We start from the raw sequence: 15,856 nt of genomic DNA, 5'->3' as shown, positions 1-15,856 counted from the left end.
GGAGCAAATCTGAACACCGAAATCTGCGGCTGCAAAAAATCTTCCGGCGATGCGCGTTTTGAAGTTTTAAGACAGTTTGTTGAAGAAGAAAAAGAATAACTTAATGCAAAAATAGAAAAAAGTGCTATAATCACCTCTGTAATTTTTGTGTTTAAGGAACTAAGGGGGGAACAAGATGGCAGTCCCGAAGAGAAGAGTCTCACATGCACGTTCACACAAGCGTAAATCACAGTACCTTGGCGAACTCACGACAAGCGGAGCAACAACCTGCTCGCACTGCGGCGAAACAGTGCGCCAGTATTGCGTATGTCCTGCCTGCGGATACTATAGAGGACGTAAAGTCCTTGACGTAAAAGAAGCCAAAGCGGCTGAAGAATAGGTTAATCCGTTCTGTAAGTTTATAAATGAGAGACCGCGAGGTTTCTCATTTTGTTTTCTGTGCTCCGGAAAATATTTCAGCTGGGAACGTACATGAAAAATTCTGCGTAAATTACGTATGCGATTTCTTTTTAAAACGCCTACAATAGATTTACCATGAAAATAAATTCAGTGAGGTGGTTCTGTAATGAACAGAAGAAAATTGATTGTCCTGACCGGCGCAGTGTGTCTTTCAACAGTTTTTGCGGCTGCGTCTTTTGCCGGAAATGTGACTGTTGTTTCACGTGAGACGAGCGACAGGGATTTCAGCAGAAACTATACAGTGACGCTGGATGAAAGCTCCGTTAAAAAATGCGGCAGTTATTACACGGCGCAGGCGGCTTCCGTTTCGGAAATAAAAGAGACGTTCAAGCCAGGCGAAACGCGTGAGACAAAACGGGAAGACCGCTTCCTCTACGCTTTCCACAAAACTGAAAGAAAGTACAAAATTTTGGATGAGACAAGCTTTGAAAGTTCGAAGCTTTCAGGCTCTTCATACAGTCAGCAAAGCAGTCAGGGCAGCAGTTCGTCTGTAAGAACGCGCGGTATTGACGACTGGCAGCAGCTTCCTTCGGACAAGGAAGACTGTCTGAACAAACTGTATGACAAAACCATGGAAATTGCAGCGAAGAAAAAGCGCTGAGAAACGGTCAAAATGGATCAAAATGCGGACGAATGTCCGCATTTTTTGTTGACTTTTTTCCGTATCGGCATATAATATGTCCAAGTGTTAGCAGCAGGTCATAATTCTGATTCGCGGAGGTCCTCATGCGCACGGACAATGCAAGGGCAGTACGCCATAAGAAGCTTTTGGATTTAATAGGCACTAATCCTCTCCTGACAGATCAGGAGCTTGCTTCGTCACTTGGTGTCAGCGTGAGTACTGTTCGTCTTGACAGGGGGCTTCTTTCTGTTCCTGAGGTTCGCGAACGCGCAAGGCTGATGGCAGAAAAGGCTACCAGCAGGCTTCGCTCCCTGAAAACAGAGGACGTTGTAGGCGAACTGCTTGAGCTCGAACCAAATAAAGGAGCACTTTCAGTTCTTGTCGGAACAAGAGATTTAAGTTTTCGCCATACGGACATAATAAGCGACTATTATATATATACGCAGGCATCGACGCTGGCTGTTTCCGCGATTGACTGTGAGTCTGTCGTAATAAAAGGCGCCAGAATATTTTATAAGGAACCGGTGCGGATAGGGGAGCGGGTTGTTGCCCGCGCGAAGGTCGGCGTACACAAGAACGGGGAATATGTAGTAAGCGTTCACGCCAGCGTGGAGGGGAAAGAAATTTTTACAGGACGCTTTGTCGCTGCCGGATGCAGCGGCACGGAGAAAGCGCAGGCGGGAGGTCTGAAAAAATGATTGCCATAGATGCAATGGGCGGTGATTTTGCGCCGAAAGCTGCCTGTGAGGGGGCTGTAGAAGCCTGTACAAAACGCAGTAATTTACAGGTGGCTCTCGTGGGGGATTCAGCGCAGATTGAACCGCTTATAGCCAAAGCCCCTGCGGACGTGCTTGGCAGAATTAAAATTATTCATACTTCAGAAGTCATTCAGGGCGATGACCATCCTTCCGTTTCAATCCGCAAGAAAAAAGATTCAAGTTTGGTGGTTGCGCTCCGAATGGTTAAGGAAGGCAGGGCAGACGGGCTTGTAACCGCCGGAAATACAGGGGCGGTAGCCGCCGGCGGCGTGCTTATTCTCGGAAGACTTGAGGGTATAGACCGGCCTGCCCTCGGCATAGTTTATCCTTCCGTCAGCCGTCCCGTGCTTTTGCTTGACGTCGGGGCGACTGTTCACTGCAAGCCGATAAATCTTTATCAGTTTGCCGCGATGGGGCATATTTACGCCCAGATTTTTGAGCATATCGACAATCCTGAGGTTAAATTGCTTAATATCGGTACAGAGGACATTAAGGGCGATGAAGCGATTTTGTCCGCCGCTGAAATGCTTAAAGCCGATGACGATATCAATTACTGTGGTTTTGTAGAAGCAAACGAGCTTTCGGAAGGGTCCTGCGACGTTGTTGTCTGCGACGGATTTACAGGGAACGTTATGATTAAATTTGCAGAAGGACTTGTGGATTTGATCAAGACTGAATTTAAGAAGGAATTTAAGGAACATCTGCTTCCAAAACTCGGTCTGCCGTTTATGCTTCCTGCAGTAAAACGGTTTTCGGCACGCATTGACTGGACCAAAATCGGTCACGCCTGTCTTCTCGGTGTCAACGGCACCGTTATAAAAGTGCACGGAAGATCGCGAAAAACACAGCTCTGTTATGCAATTCTCGGAGCGGACGATTTTGTGAAACGCGACGGTCTCGTTAAAATTATGGAAGCGATAGCCAAAAGATAAAGGAGCGCATTGCAGCGGAGGTTTTTGCATGAGTTATGCTGTTGTTTTCCCGGGGCAGGGCGCACAGCGCCCCGGCATGGGACAGGCTTTCAAGGAAAAATACAGGGCGGCGGCTGAGGTTTTTGAAGAAGCTGATGAGGCGCTTGGTTTCAAGTTGAGTGATGTTATTTTTAACGGTACTCAGGAGGAGCTTATGCAGACTGAAATAACGCAGCCGGCTATCCTTACGGTCAGTATAGCGGTCTACAGGGCTGTTCAGGAAGAAATCGGCGGAATATTAAAGCCGGTATGTATGGCGGGACACAGCTTGGGAGAATATACCGCAATGGTTGCGAGCGGCGTTCTTTCCCTTGCTGACTGTGTGCGTCTTGTGAGGCTGCGCGGAAAGCTCATGCAGGAAGTGGTGCCTGCCGGCAGAGGAACGATGCTTGCGGTTATAGGTATGCCTCTTGACGAAGTAATGGCTGTCTGCAAACAGGCTGAAAATGGACAGGTTTGCAGCGCGGCAAACGTCAACCAGCCAGAGCAGATTGTTATTTCAGGGCACACGGAAGCTGTAGCCCGAACCGAGAAAATTATAAAGGAACAGCACAGGGCGCGCACCGTTCCGCTGCGTGTTTCGGGACCTTTTCACTGCAGCCTTATGCGTCCTGTCGCGGAGAAACTTAAAGCCGAATTTGAAAAGCTTGAATGGAAGAATCCGCTCTGTCCTGTTGTCAGCAATGCGGAAGCAACTCTGCTCAGGACTGTTGAGGATATCCGCCGTGCGCTTTACGAGCAGACGTTTTCTCCCGTGCTTTGGGTGCAGGACGTGCTCAGAATGAAGGAAACAGGGGCGGAGAAGTACATAGAAATGGGGCCCGGAAGTGTTTTGTCAGGTCTCATAAGAAAAATATTGAAAGGCAATACGCCGGTGTCGGTATCTTCTCCTGAGGATATTGAAAAGGCACTGGCTGTAATCAAAAGCTGAGTCTGACGAAAGAAGTGATATATACATGGCAACGGCACTTGTAACCGGCTCCGGCAGAGGAATAGGCAAAGCAATAGCTCTGGAGCTTGCAGCCAGAGGTTTTGACATTGCTTTGAACGACCTTGCGGCTTCTGAAGAAGTTGCAAACACTGTTAATGAAATTCGCGAAAAAGGTGTCAGGTGCGATTTTTTTGCTGCGGACGTTTCAAAACATGAAGATGTTGCCGCCATGTGCGCTGAGGCAGAGAAAAAGCTCGGCGCGGTTGAAGTGCTTGTATGCAGTGCCGGTATAAACCGCGACGCACTTTTCCTCCGCATGAAGGACGAAGACTGGCAGGCTGTGCTTAACGTTGACCTGAACTCGGTGTTTTACTGTGCGAAAGAGGTTCTGCGTTCAATGCTTAAGGCGCGGAAGGGAAAAATTATAGCTGTCAGTTCAGTTTCAGGTCTTGTCGGCAACGTTGGACAGGCAAATTATTCGGCTGCCAAGGCAGGAATTATAGGTCTTGTTAAGACTCTTGCAAAGGAAACAGGATCAAGAAACATTACAGTTAATGCCGTTGCTCCCGGGTTTATAGATACGGATATGACGCGCGGCATGCCTGAAACGGCGCGGCAGAAAACTCTTGAGGCGATACCGCTTGCCCGTGCGGGACAGCCGGAAGATGTCGCGAAAGCGGTTGCGTTTCTTGCGTCTAACGCCGCTGATTACATAACGGGGCAGGTTCTTACGGTGGACGGCGGCTTGACAATGTATTAAATCAGTCAGTTTTATTGATAAAATTCCGGAAGGAGGTGAACTGTGATATGACAGCAGCAGAAATTGACGCGAAACTTAAAGAAATAGTTATGGATCGTCTTAACGTTGAGGAAGACCAAATTAAACCTGAAGCTTCCTTCGTCGAAGATCTTGGCGCAGACTCACTTGACATCGTCGAACTTATCATGGGTATAGAAGAAGAATTTGACATTGAAATACCTGATGAAGACGCGGAAAAACTTACCACAGTCGGTGAGGCGACTAACTATATCAAAGGCAAACTTGACGCAGAATAGTGTTGTTATTGTACGGCAGGAAGAATTTTTCTGTCTTCCTGCCGTTTTACACTCAGTGGAAGAGAAGTGAAGTTTTGTATGAGACGGGTTGTTATAACCGGGATTGGCGTTGTGTCTCCTATAGGCATTGGCAGAAACGAATACTGGGATGCGCTTGCCGAGGGCAAAAACGGCATAGATTTTATCTCTGCTTTTGACGCAGCGGATTACAGATTGAATATTGCGGGCGAGGTCAGGAATTTTGATCCTCTGCTCTGGTTTGATAAAAAAGAAGCGCGCCATACTGACAGAACCGTACAGTTTGCTGAAGTCTGCGCGCGTCAGGCGCTTGAAGAAGCAAATATCAATTTTACAGACGTTGATCCGTACAGATTCGGCGTATGTATAGGAAGCGGACAGGGCGGTATTCACACGCTTGTTGACAGCGTAACGGTTCTCAGCGAACGCGGCGAAGCCCGTGTTTCGCCTTTTACCGTACCTATGATGATTGTTGATATGCCTTCCGGTTACGTTGCGATGAAGCATAACGCGAAGGGGCCGAATTTCTCTGTGTCGTCAGCATGCGCTACAGCGCTCCACAGTATAGGCGAAGCGTATCACACGATTGTGCGCGGAGACGCTGATTATATGCTTTCAGGAGGCACAGAAGCCACAATAATTCCGTTTGGGGCAGCGTCTTTCGGCGCCACCAAAGCCATTTCACGCAATCCTGAGGCAAAAAAAGCGTGCCGTCCCTTCGACGCGGACAGAGACGGTTTTGTACTCGGCGAAGGCGCAGGCGTGATAATGCTTGAGGAATATGAAGCGGCAAAGGCGCGCGGCGCGCATATTTATGCCGAAATTAAGGGTTACGGCGCAACCTGCGACGCCTATCACTTTACAGCTCCGGATCCTTCGGGAGACGCCACTTATACGGCGATGAAGCTTGCTGTTGAGCGGGCGGACTGGGATCCGAAAAGCATAGATTTGGTCAACGCACACGGCACTTCAACCCCTTTAAATGACAAAATGGAAACAGAAGCAGTCAAGAGACTCATGGGAGAAGAAGCAGGCAGCAGAGTGCTTGTTCAGGCGACAAAATCAATGATAGGACACGCCTTGGGCGCAAGCGGGGCGCTTGACCTTATAGCGGCTCTTATGGCTGTTGACAAAAGCATAGTTCACCAGACGCTGAACTACGAAACGCCTGACCCTGAATGTGCGCTGAACGTTGTTGCGGGAAAGGCGGTCAGAGCGGACGTGCGCAGGGTTATAGTCAATGCTTTCGCGTTCGGCGGTCACAACGCTGTTATCGCGCTTGAAAAATGCAGGGACTAAAGGTTAATGAACAGAGAAGAACTGCTTGAAAATTTTCAGACAAAGATTGGATATCATTTCAAAGACATGAGGCTTCTGGAAGAAGCGCTGACTCATGCCTCCTATGCCAATGAAAACGGTCTTGCGTACAACAACGAACGCCTTGAATTTCTCGGCGACGCTGTACTGGAACTTATATCAAGCGAAATTATATACGGTATGCTGAGCGGGGTTGACGAAGGGCAGCTTACCAAAGTGCGGTCACAGCTCGTATGCGGTCAGACGATGTCCGACTGGGCTGAAAAGCACTGTCTTGCCGCGATACTCAGGACAGGAAAATCAGTTAAAGGCAGCGTGTCAAAAGCCATGCTGGAAAATACAGGAGAAGCAGTTTTCGGCGCTGTATTCCTTGATTCGGACTACGAAACCGCCAAAAAAGCGGCTAAAAATTACCTATTGGAGCAGGCAGACCACGTTTCCCTCAACTATGTTGACAGCAAAACCATGCTTCAGGAATATGTGCAGTCCAAATACAAAGGGGAAACGCCCCGCTATGCAACGCTTTTCCGCCCTGAGCCGGACAGCGGTGAGCCTTTCAGGGTCGCCGTGTTTATAGGCGGAAAAGAAACAGCTCAGGGCACCGGCAAAAACATTAAATCCGCAGAATTTATGGCGGCAAGAAACGCGCTGGATATTCTGAAGGTTCGGAACTGATATGAACAGGTACGGCAAACTGTTGAAAAAAATATATTTTCTGCTTGCGGCCAGCCTGCTGCTTGTACAGGCAGCGCCTGCTTCTGCCGCGCGGTTTGTTTCATCATCGCCGTACGTCAACACGGTTATTTCGTTTATTTCAGGAACCAAAGCAGGCAAAGGCAGGGCAGCCTTTGTCGCGCTTAATGAAAAAGAGCTGCGCAGACGCGGCGGAGTACGGCTTTTTAAAGATACGGACGTTTCGCAGGACGAAATACTGCGCTCCTATTACGATCCGGCGCGTATTCCGTACGTGGCGCATGCCGTCATGCGCATTGCAAGCACGGCTGACAATGCAAATTACAAATATTATCAGCGCAGGCTTGCGGAATTTCAGGCTGCCCTGGACAGCGCCGTGGATATCGGACGCTACTGTCTGCCGGGTGATGTGGCTTTTTTGGATTTGACGGGGATTGAGGGAGCGCTTATCAGTTCGGCGCACGACGCGACGGTGCGGCCGGACAAAAGCGAATGGAAGCGCTGGGAGTCGGATGACACGGAATCGCTGAAAAAACTTGTGGAAATGTCTGAACAGAAAGGCACTGTAATACTTGTGGACGGCTGGACGCCGCCTCAGGTAAATGCCTGTCTTGCGAATTACAAAAAGAAAATATATCTGCCGCGGGCAGAAACGGGAGAAAACTATTTTAACTCGCTGATGTCCATATACAGGTATGCGGCAAAGCGGCTGAAATATTTTAAGGATACTAATAAATAGAGATACTAAACAAATTTATCAAACAGAAAGGGGAAGGCAAAGAATGAAAAAGGCAGCGTTTATGCTTTTTGCGGCTGCGGCAGTCTGCGTTGCAACTGTTGCGTTTTCCCAGACCAACGGCTCAATTGAGGCTGAAGAACTGAATTACAATATAAATACCAAGGCGGCGTCTGCCGTTGGCAGCGTTGTCTTCACAAAAGGACAGGACGTGCTTAAGGGCGACAGGGCAGAAGGCTTTGTAGACAAACAGATAACCATGTACGGCAATCCGGTGCGCGGCGACATTGTTTCCCGCAATGCGACTGTAAGCGCTTCCAAAGCTGTATGGACAGCAGATCCCGAGGTTGAAAATTCCGACTGCGTAGAAGCTTTCGGAGAGGTCAAAATCAGACAGGGCAAAGTAAATTTTCTCAATGCGCCGGAGGTTAAAGTTATTACCGGAAGAAAGGTGTACGAAGCTCACGGGGGAGTTGAACTGCTGTACAACAACATATATGCCAAAGCTGCCGACCTTATGCGCAGCGGAGAGGATTTTAGGGGAATTAAGGTTGCGAAACTTGAGAACAGAAAAGAAAAATATGCAATTTCCGCAGATGAAATATACGGCAAAATAAATGACAAAGATGAGGTGCAGTCTGCTGTAGCGCACGGGAAAGTTGTTTTTGACCATACGGACAAAAAAGGGGTTAAAGGCAGGCTTTTCGGAGATAAAGCGGTTTATGACAAAAAAAGCGGCAATCTTGTTGTAACCGGCAACGCGCACGGTATTCGCGAGGACGGCAAGACGATAAAAGCCGACATGCTTGTCTACAATGAAATAACTAAGCTGGTAGAAGCAAAAGGAAACAGCAAAATTACCTTTGTTACGGACAAATAGTTCGGGGGAGATTATTTTGGAGAAAATACTGCGTGCTGAAAATCTGGTAAAAATATACAACAAACGCAGGGTTGTCGATGACCTTTCAATTCATATAAAAACCGGAGAAATAGTCGGGCTGCTCGGGCCTAACGGAGCCGGCAAAAGTACGTCGTTCTACATGATTACCGGACGTATTCTTCCCGACAGCGGGCGCGTTTTTATAGGCGATACGGAAATGACGCAGATGCCGATGTACAAGCGTGCGAGATGCGGTTTAGGCTATCTGCCGCAGGAAGACTCAATTTTCCGCAGACTTACCGTGTTCCAGAACCTTGATTTGGTGCTTGAAGAAGCCGGAATGGAAAAAACTGCACGTCATGAAAAAATACGCCGGCTTTTGAAGGAATACGGCATAGAACAAATCAAAGACACACAGGGAATATCGCTTTCGGGCGGTGAAAGGCGCCGCGTGGAAATAGCACGCTGTCTTGCCCTTGAGCCTTCGTATATCCTGCTTGACGAACCTTTCAGCGGGATAGACCCTATCGCGGTCGCTGACATACAGTCAATGATAAAGGCTCTCCGCGAACGCGGCTACGGGGTGCTTCTGACAGACCACAACGTGCGTGAAACGCTCTCAATAACAGACAGGGCGTACCTTATACACGACGGGAAGGTGTTTCTTGAGGGATTGCCTGATGAAATAGCGCATAACGAAGAAGCTAAAAAATGGTATTTGGGAGAGAATTTTACCTGGTAACTGCATGACTGAAAATAAAAATTTGTCCGGCATGGTGCGTTATGCCGCAAAAATGATGTTCGGAACACTTGCAAGCCGTATTTTGGGGCTTGCAAGGGAAGTTCTTACTGCGGCATATTTTGGCGCAACCTGTCAGCTGGACGCTTTTTATGTTGCCTATACGCTTGCGAACCTCGCAAGACAGCTGCTTGCGGAGGGGGCTCTTTCTGCCGCGTTTGTTCCCGTATTTTCCAGAACTCTTTCAACCGATGGACACGAAACGGCGCACAGACTTGCGCGTCAGGCTCTCAGCGTGCTTGCAGTCTGTACTTCCTTAGTCGTTTTGCTTGGAATTATCGGTGCCCCTCTGTTTGTAAAGCTTATGGCGCCGGGATTCAGCGGAGAAACCTACAGAACCGCCATCAGGCTTACGCAGATGCTTTTCCCGTTCCTTCTGCTTGTGTCTCTTTCGGCTCTTGCTATGGGGGTGCTGAATTCAATGGGCAGTTTTTTTGTGCCGGCGGTTGCCCCTGCCCTGAGCAACGCCGCGTTTATATTCTATATTCTCTGCATAGCAAAAGAAAAAAGTGTTTGGAATCTTGCAATCGCCGTTTTAATCGGCGGCTTAAGCAATATGTGCCTCCAGTGGTACTGGTGCGGAAAAGTCAAAATGCCGCTGCGCCCTGCGAAGCCTGAAAAAGACAACAAAGAACTTCACGATATGATGGCGCTTTTCCTGCCGTACGCGGCGGGGCTGTCCCTTAATCAGATAAATCCCGTGATAAGCCGTATGATGGGCTCGTTCCTTCAGGGCGGTTCAATATCTGTCCTGAATTATGCCGACAGGGTACTTCAGCTTCCGCTCGGACTGTTTGTAATAGCGATTTCTCAGGCGGTACTTCCCATGCTCTCAAGAATAGACCCCGAAAACAGGGAGGAATTCCGCGACTTTATCCGCGACGCGCTGCGCTTTAACCTGTTCATAGTTTTGCCGGTGACGGCGGGGGTGTTCCTTTTCTCGCAGGAAACAATACACCTGCTCTTTTTCAGGGGAGCTTTTGACGAATGGGCATGGCACTCAACGGCTGTTGCACTTTCGCTTTACGGACTCGGACTGCCCGGAATGGCAAGCAGCACGGTAATTCTGCGCGCCATGTACGCACGCCGCATGCCGAAAGCGGCGATAGGCGTTACGGGGGTAACGGTTCTGGTCAACTTGTGCGCGAGTCTGACGCTTATGCCGCTCTTTAAATACGCGGGGCTCGCGGCGTCGGTAGCCCTCGCGTTCACCTGCTCAAGCTTCTACGGTGCGCGGGCGCTGTCAAAAAATATAGGAATTCCGCTGAAACTGTTTGAATTTGACTGGTGCAGAAAAATACTTGTTTCAATCGGAGTAATGCTTGCAGGGCTTCTGTCTGTCAGATTTTTGTGGAATTATCCCGTGAACGGAGCGCTTATGCTCCGCGCGGCTTGGATAGGAATACTTATGCTTCTGGCGGCAGTGCTTTATTTCGTGTCTGCATACCTGCTGAAATGCAGCGAATTTGACTGGCTGAAACAGGCTTTGAAAAAATAAAACGCAATTAATTTGAAACGGAGGCAGTTAAAATGAAAAAAATACTTCTTGCTCTGCTGGTTGTTTTGGCGCTTGCCGGAACGGCGTTTGCTGACAATCCCAACAAGGACTTTGACGAGGGTTACGTCAAACTGCTTGATACGCACTGCATAAGAACCTTTGTCGAGGGTACTCCGGTCGGCGACGAGTTCATTATGGGCGCCAGGGGCTCAATCCATTTTATTTACCTCAGCGGGACAATGTCCGAAATGATAGCAAAATCACAGGAGGCCCCTGCATGGCTTCAGTCGGCAAACAATGACATGGGCTTTGGCAAAAGAGGCTACGAGAATTTTATAATCTACCTTGTCGCAAACCAGCCGTGGGTAGTTGAAGCGGAAAAATTCAACATTGGCGGCTACCATCTCAAAAGAGAAGACATACTGACGCGGGAATCGTGGATTCCGATAGGGGTAAACGCGCAGCTCGCAGACGAGTGGTCATTCTGCGTGCAGGTGCCCAAAAAATACTGCAAGCCCGGGACGGAAATCGAAATAGGCTACGACAAATATCTTGAAAAATTCAAAGTACCGACGATTAAATAAACTAAATAGCTTCAATGAACGAAAACTTTATCACTCTCGGAATAGAATCAAGCTGCGACGACACAGGCATTGCCGTTTTGCGCGGCGCTGACGAAGTGTTGTCGTCAAAGCTTGCAAGCCAAATTTCCTCGCACTCCAAATACGGCGGTGTCGTGCCTGAACTTGCTTCCAGAATGCATCAGGAAGCGATTTTGCCGCTGCTTGACGAGGTACTCGAAGAGGCAGGGATAGACAATCCCGCAAAACAGATAGATTTAATAGCAGTAACCTCAGGCCCCGGACTTATAGGCTCTCTGATGGTCGGGGTAATGACTGCCAAAGGGCTTGCATACGGCTGGAACAAACCTATGGTCGGTGTTAACCACCTTGAAGGACATCTCTTTGCCAACGTTGCCGCGCAGGGAGCAAAAAAACTGAAACCGCCGTTTATATCCGTGATTGTTTCCGGCGGACACACGGAGCTTGTACTGGTAAAAGAATTCGGTAATTATGAGCTGCTTGGCTCCACGCGCGACGACGCGGCAGGTGAGGCATACGACAAGGTCGCTAAAATTCTCGGACTCGGCTACCCGGGAGGGCCTGTGATAGACAAACTGGCGCACGAAGGAAACGAAAACGCGTACAAACTGCCTTTGCCGCTTGCTTTTACGAAAGAAGTTGAATTCAGTTTCTCAGGTCTTAAAACGGCTGCCGTCAACATTGTGAGAAAAGCTGAAGAAAACGGGGAACAGGTCAAACTTGCAGATTTCTGCGCCTCGTTTCAGAACGCCGTTACGGAATGTCTCTGCAAAAAAATCGAACTTGCCGTAAAACAGACCGGTGTAAAAACGGCTGCGCTTTCCGGAGGAGTTGCTGCCAATTCCGGGCTTCGCGAAAAGCTTGAAACGCTTGCAGCGAAAAAAGGCTGGAGCGTATTCTTCCCGCCGAAATTCATGTGTACGGACAACGCGACAATGATAGCCGCCGCAGGTTTTGACAACTTCCGGCGCGGAATAACGTCCGATTTGTCCCTTTCGCCTAATCCAAGCTGGAGCCTGTGGGACTGACGTTGAAAAGCTTGCTTTGGGTTTTGAATACAACAGGTATAAATAAGATTTAAGCACGAATTTTAACAGGCGGCAAAAGCCGCCTGTTTTTTGCAATTCTTCTGCAAAAACCGATTTTTAATGCTATACTAACGCTGTTTGAGAATTTTGTACGACAGAAGGGAGCTGTAATTGTGGAAAAGGCAAGGGTTTATTTTACAAGCTTCAGAACGGGATATTTCGGTGAGAGTCTGCCGGATAAGTTCAAAAGATTTTTGAAAACGGCAGGGCTTGCGAAAATTGACATGGACGAAAAATTTGTCGCGATTAAGATGCATTTCGGCGAGCTTGGCAACGTCAGCTATCTGCGCCCGAATTACGCAAAGGCTGTTGCGGATCTTGTTAAGGAACTTGGCGGAAAGCCTTTTCTGACAGATTGCAACACGATGTATCCCGGGTCAAGAAAGAACGCGCTGGAACATCTTGCCTGTGCGTGGGAAAACGGTTTTACACCGCTTTCGGCAGGGTGCCCCGTGATTATTGCGGACGGACTGAAAGGAACAGATGATATTGCCGTTCCCGTTGAGGGCGGGGAGTACGTTAAAAAAGCATTAATCGGCCACGCCGTTATGGACGCGGATATTTTTGTGAGCCTGACGCATTTCAAGGGACACGAAATGACGGGCTTCGGCGGCGCGATAAAAAATATCGGAATGGGCTGCGGTTCAAGAGCGGGAAAGACGGAGCAGCATTCCAACGGCAAGCCTGAAATTGACGCAGACAGATGCCGCGGCTGCAAACGCTGCCAGCGGGAATGTGCCAACAACGGGCTTGTGTTTGACGGAACAACGAAGAAGATGCGCGTTGACAAAAACAGCTGTGTAGGCTGCGGACGCTGTCTGGGAGCCTGCAATTTTGACGCGATAGAATTTTCCGAGTACAACGCGGTTCCGCTTCTCAACGCTAAAATGGCAGAGTACGCGAAGGCGGTTGTTTCCGGAAGAGACAGTTTCCATATATCGTTTGTCGTTGACGTGTCGCCGTACTGCGACTGCCACCCCGAGAATGACGCGCCGATTCTTCCCAATATCGGGATTTTCGCGTCCTCGGATCCTGTGGCGCTTGACCAGGCTTGCGCTGACGCCTGCCTGAAAGCGGAGCCTATCAGAAATTCGGTGCTCGGTGACAATATGGCTGATAAGAACTTCCATGACCACCACGACCATTTCAGAAACACGACACCTGAATCGGAGTGGGAAACGCAGCTTGTACACGGCGAAAAAATAGGGCTTGGAACGAGAAAGTACGAGCTGATTTCCGTCAAATAGCTTCCTGCGGTCAGCCGCTGAACAAAAAAATAAGTAAATATCGGTAATTTTACCGATATTTTTGTATTGACATTTTATTAAATAAGCACTACACTACGTTCGTTAAGTTTTAGCACTCGTTGCTCAAGAGTGCTAACAGCAGGCAGCCAGTTGCAAAACTATATTATACAGGAGGGGTTTTTATGAAACTCAAACCACTTGGCGACAGAGTAGTAATCAAAGCGCTCGAACACGAAGAGATGTCCAGGGGCGGTATTGTTCTTCCGGATTCAGCGAAGGAAAAACCGTTTGAGGGCGAAGTTGTTGCGGTCGGCGACGGCAGAATTACAGATGACGGCAAACGCCAGAAAATGGAAGTCAAGGTAAAAGACAGGGTTGTCTACAGTAAATATTCAGGCACCGAAATTAAGCTTGACGGCGAAGAATATCTCATTCTCAGCGAAAGAGATATTTTGGCAATAGTCACGAAATAACGGGAGGTTTTTATCATGGCAAAAATTCTTCTTTTCAAAGAAGATGCCCGCAGGGCAATGGAGCGCGGCATCAATAAAGTAGCAGACACAGTCGGAATTACCCTCGGACCGAAGGGCCGCAACGTAGTTCTCGAGAAAAAATTCGGCTCACCGCTTATCACAAACGACGGCGTTACGATTGCCAAGGAATTTGAACTGGAAGATCCGTTTGAAAATATGGGCGCACAGCTTCTCAAAGAAGTCGCGTCAAAGACAAACGATGTCGCCGGCGACGGAACAACGACAGCGACCGTTCTTGCACAGGCTATGATTCATGACGGCATTAAAAATGTCGCAGCCGGCGCCAACGGTATGCTTATCCGCAAGGGTATGGAACTCGCAACGGCAAACGTTGTTGAAGCGCTCAAAAAGAAAGCGGCGAAAGTTAAAGGTCATGACGGAATTGCGCAGGTTGCAGCCATTTCAGCCAACGACCAGATGATCGGCGGACTTATTGCGGACGCAATGGGCAAGGTCGGACAGGAAGGCGTTATCACCGTTGAAGACAGCAAGAGCCTCGGCACGACGCTTGAAACGGTTGAAGGTCTCCAGTTTGACCGCGGCTATCTCAGCCCGTATATGATTACAGACGCAGACCGTATGGAAGCAGTTCTTGAAGACGCCAACATTCTTATCGCGGACAGCAAGATCAGCAACGTAAAGGATATGCTCGGACTTCTTGAAAAGATAGTCCAGCTCGGCAAGCCGCTTCTCATAATTGCGGAAGACGTTGAAGGCGAAGCCCTTGCGACGCTTGTTGTCAACAAACTCCGCGGCATACTCCAGGTTGTTGCTGTCAAAGCCCCGGGCTTCGGCGACAGAAGAAAAGAAATGCTCAAGGATATAGCCGCGGTAACAGGCGGCACCGTAGTCAGCGAAGAAGTCGGTCTCAAACTTGATACAGCCGGCGTCGAAGTGCTCGGCAAAGCCAAAAAGGTTACGATTACCAAAGAAAACACGACAATCGTCAACGGAAAAGGCGACAAAAAGGAAATCGAAGGCCGCGCGGCGCAGATCCGCAAACAGATTGCCGACACAACTTCTGACTACGACAGGGAAAAGCTTCAGGAACGCCTTGCAAAACTTTGCGGCGGCGTAGCGGTTATCCAGGTCGGCGCAGCAACGGAAACGGAGCAGAAAGAACTCAAACTCCGCATTGAAGACGCTCTCAACTCAACCCGTGCGGCAGTTGAAGAAGGCATCGTCCCGGGCGGCGGCGTAGCTCTTGTAAGCTGCATAAGCGGACTTGAAAAATACATCGACACGCTCAAAGGCGACATTAAAACGGGCGCAACGATTATTCTCCGCGCGCTTTCAGTACCTCTTCAGATCATTGCCGAAAACGCAGGCATGAAGGGCGACGTCATCTGCGAAAAGGTCGCGACGCTCAAAGCAGGTCAGGGACTTGACGCAACTTCAGGCGAATACGTTGACATGATCAAAGCCGGTATCATTGACCCTGTAAAGGTTACGCGTTCAGCTCTCCAGAACGCAAGCTCAATAGCGGCAATGATTCTGACGACAGACGCGCTTGTTGCCGACAAACCGAAAGCGGAACCGGAAATGCCCCAGGGCGCACCCGGAATGGGCGGAATGCCCGGCGGCATGTACTAAGCTGCAATAAAAATAACAAAAAACGGACTCGCAAGAGCCCGTTTTTTATTTTCAT

At 49.0% G+C, this 15,856-nt stretch carries 18 protein-coding genes; all 18 read left to right on the top strand.

What is annotated here, in order from left to right; translation table 11 throughout:
* The first annotated feature begins 175 nt into the window (after positions 1 to 175).
* The 18 genes from rpmF to groL all read left to right on the top strand — a co-directional run bounded on the left by rpmF (position 176) and on the right by groL (position 15,801).
* Positions 176 to 379 carry a 50S ribosomal protein L32 gene (gene rpmF, locus KBS54_02805; protein MBQ0055061.1) on the top strand — a complete coding sequence of 68 codons (204 nt, stop codon included), beginning with the start codon at positions 176 to 178 and terminating at the stop codon, positions 377 to 379.
* Positions 380 to 565: 186 nt separating this feature from the next.
* Positions 566 to 1,060 (top strand): hypothetical protein, encoded by a 495-nt coding sequence (locus KBS54_02800; GenBank protein ID MBQ0055060.1) that lies wholly within the window; start codon positions 566 to 568, stop codon positions 1,058 to 1,060.
* Between the two features lie 125 nt (positions 1,061 to 1,185).
* Complete coding sequence (fapR, locus tag KBS54_02795; protein ID MBQ0055059.1) at positions 1,186 to 1,779, top strand: transcription factor FapR; 594 nt, start codon at positions 1,186 to 1,188, stop codon at positions 1,777 to 1,779.
* Positions 1,776 to 2,771: a phosphate acyltransferase PlsX gene (gene plsX / locus KBS54_02790; GenBank protein MBQ0055058.1), complete on the top strand. Its 996-nt coding sequence runs from the start codon at positions 1,776 to 1,778 to the stop codon at positions 2,769 to 2,771. Before fapR ends, plsX begins: the two co-directional genes overlap by 4 nt.
* A gap of 28 nt (positions 2,772 to 2,799) precedes the next feature.
* Entirely contained in the window at positions 2,800 to 3,741 is a 942-nt protein-coding gene (gene fabD / locus KBS54_02785) for an ACP S-malonyltransferase (protein MBQ0055057.1), read from the top strand.
* A 25-nt stretch (positions 3,742 to 3,766) separates the two neighbouring features.
* The gene (gene fabG, locus KBS54_02780; protein ID MBQ0055056.1) at positions 3,767 to 4,501 is read left to right on the top strand and encodes a 3-oxoacyl-[acyl-carrier-protein] reductase; all 735 of its coding nucleotides are present in this window, start codon (positions 3,767 to 3,769) and stop codon (positions 4,499 to 4,501) included.
* 47 nt (positions 4,502 to 4,548) lie between these two features.
* Complete coding sequence (gene acpP / locus KBS54_02775; GenBank protein ID MBQ0055055.1) at positions 4,549 to 4,797, top strand: acyl carrier protein; 249 nt, start codon at positions 4,549 to 4,551, stop codon at positions 4,795 to 4,797.
* A gap of 78 nt (positions 4,798 to 4,875) precedes the next feature.
* Positions 4,876 to 6,114, top strand: coding sequence for a beta-ketoacyl-ACP synthase II (gene fabF / locus KBS54_02770; protein MBQ0055054.1), 1,239 nt, complete (start codon positions 4,876 to 4,878; stop codon positions 6,112 to 6,114).
* 6 nt (positions 6,115 to 6,120) lie between these two features.
* Positions 6,121 to 6,807 carry a ribonuclease III gene (rnc, locus tag KBS54_02765; protein ID MBQ0055053.1) on the top strand — a complete coding sequence of 229 codons (687 nt, stop codon included), beginning with the start codon at positions 6,121 to 6,123 and terminating at the stop codon, positions 6,805 to 6,807.
* Between the two features lies 1 nt (position 6,808).
* The gene (locus KBS54_02760) at positions 6,809 to 7,564 is read left to right on the top strand and encodes a hypothetical protein (GenBank protein ID MBQ0055052.1); all 756 of its coding nucleotides are present in this window, start codon (positions 6,809 to 6,811) and stop codon (positions 7,562 to 7,564) included.
* A gap of 43 nt (positions 7,565 to 7,607) precedes the next feature.
* A complete protein-coding gene (locus KBS54_02755; protein ID MBQ0055051.1) occupies positions 7,608 to 8,441 on the top strand; it encodes a hypothetical protein in 834 nt (277 codons plus the stop codon).
* 16 nt (positions 8,442 to 8,457) lie between these two features.
* The gene (gene lptB / locus KBS54_02750; protein ID MBQ0055050.1) at positions 8,458 to 9,183 is read left to right on the top strand and encodes an LPS export ABC transporter ATP-binding protein; all 726 of its coding nucleotides are present in this window, start codon (positions 8,458 to 8,460) and stop codon (positions 9,181 to 9,183) included.
* A 4-nt stretch (positions 9,184 to 9,187) separates the two neighbouring features.
* Complete coding sequence (gene murJ / locus KBS54_02745; GenBank protein MBQ0055049.1) at positions 9,188 to 10,738, top strand: murein biosynthesis integral membrane protein MurJ; 1,551 nt, start codon at positions 9,188 to 9,190, stop codon at positions 10,736 to 10,738.
* A 32-nt stretch (positions 10,739 to 10,770) separates the two neighbouring features.
* Positions 10,771 to 11,322, top strand: coding sequence for a hypothetical protein (locus KBS54_02740; protein MBQ0055048.1), 552 nt, complete (start codon positions 10,771 to 10,773; stop codon positions 11,320 to 11,322).
* Positions 11,323 to 11,336: 14 nt separating this feature from the next.
* The gene (gene tsaD, locus KBS54_02735; protein MBQ0055047.1) at positions 11,337 to 12,368 is read left to right on the top strand and encodes a tRNA (adenosine(37)-N6)-threonylcarbamoyltransferase complex transferase subunit TsaD; all 1,032 of its coding nucleotides are present in this window, start codon (positions 11,337 to 11,339) and stop codon (positions 12,366 to 12,368) included.
* Between the two features lie 173 nt (positions 12,369 to 12,541).
* Positions 12,542 to 13,675, top strand: a complete 1,134-nt coding sequence (locus KBS54_02730; protein ID MBQ0055046.1) for a DUF362 domain-containing protein — start codon at positions 12,542 to 12,544, stop codon at positions 13,673 to 13,675.
* Positions 13,676 to 13,857: 182 nt separating this feature from the next.
* Positions 13,858 to 14,148 carry a co-chaperone GroES gene (gene groES, locus KBS54_02725; protein ID MBQ0055045.1) on the top strand — a complete coding sequence of 97 codons (291 nt, stop codon included), beginning with the start codon at positions 13,858 to 13,860 and terminating at the stop codon, positions 14,146 to 14,148.
* Between the two features lie 15 nt (positions 14,149 to 14,163).
* Positions 14,164 to 15,801, top strand: a complete 1,638-nt coding sequence (groL, locus tag KBS54_02720) for a chaperonin GroEL (GenBank protein MBQ0055044.1) — start codon at positions 14,164 to 14,166, stop codon at positions 15,799 to 15,801.
* The last annotated feature ends 55 nt before the right edge of the window (positions 15,802 to 15,856 follow it).

It is taken from the genome of Candidatus Equadaptatus faecalis (assembly GCA_018065065.1).
Taxonomy (GTDB): domain Bacteria; phylum Synergistota; class Synergistia; order Synergistales; family Synergistaceae; genus Equadaptatus; species Equadaptatus faecalis.
The sequence above is the reverse complement of the archived record's forward strand: the minus strand, read 5'-3'. Positions and strand labels throughout refer to the sequence as shown.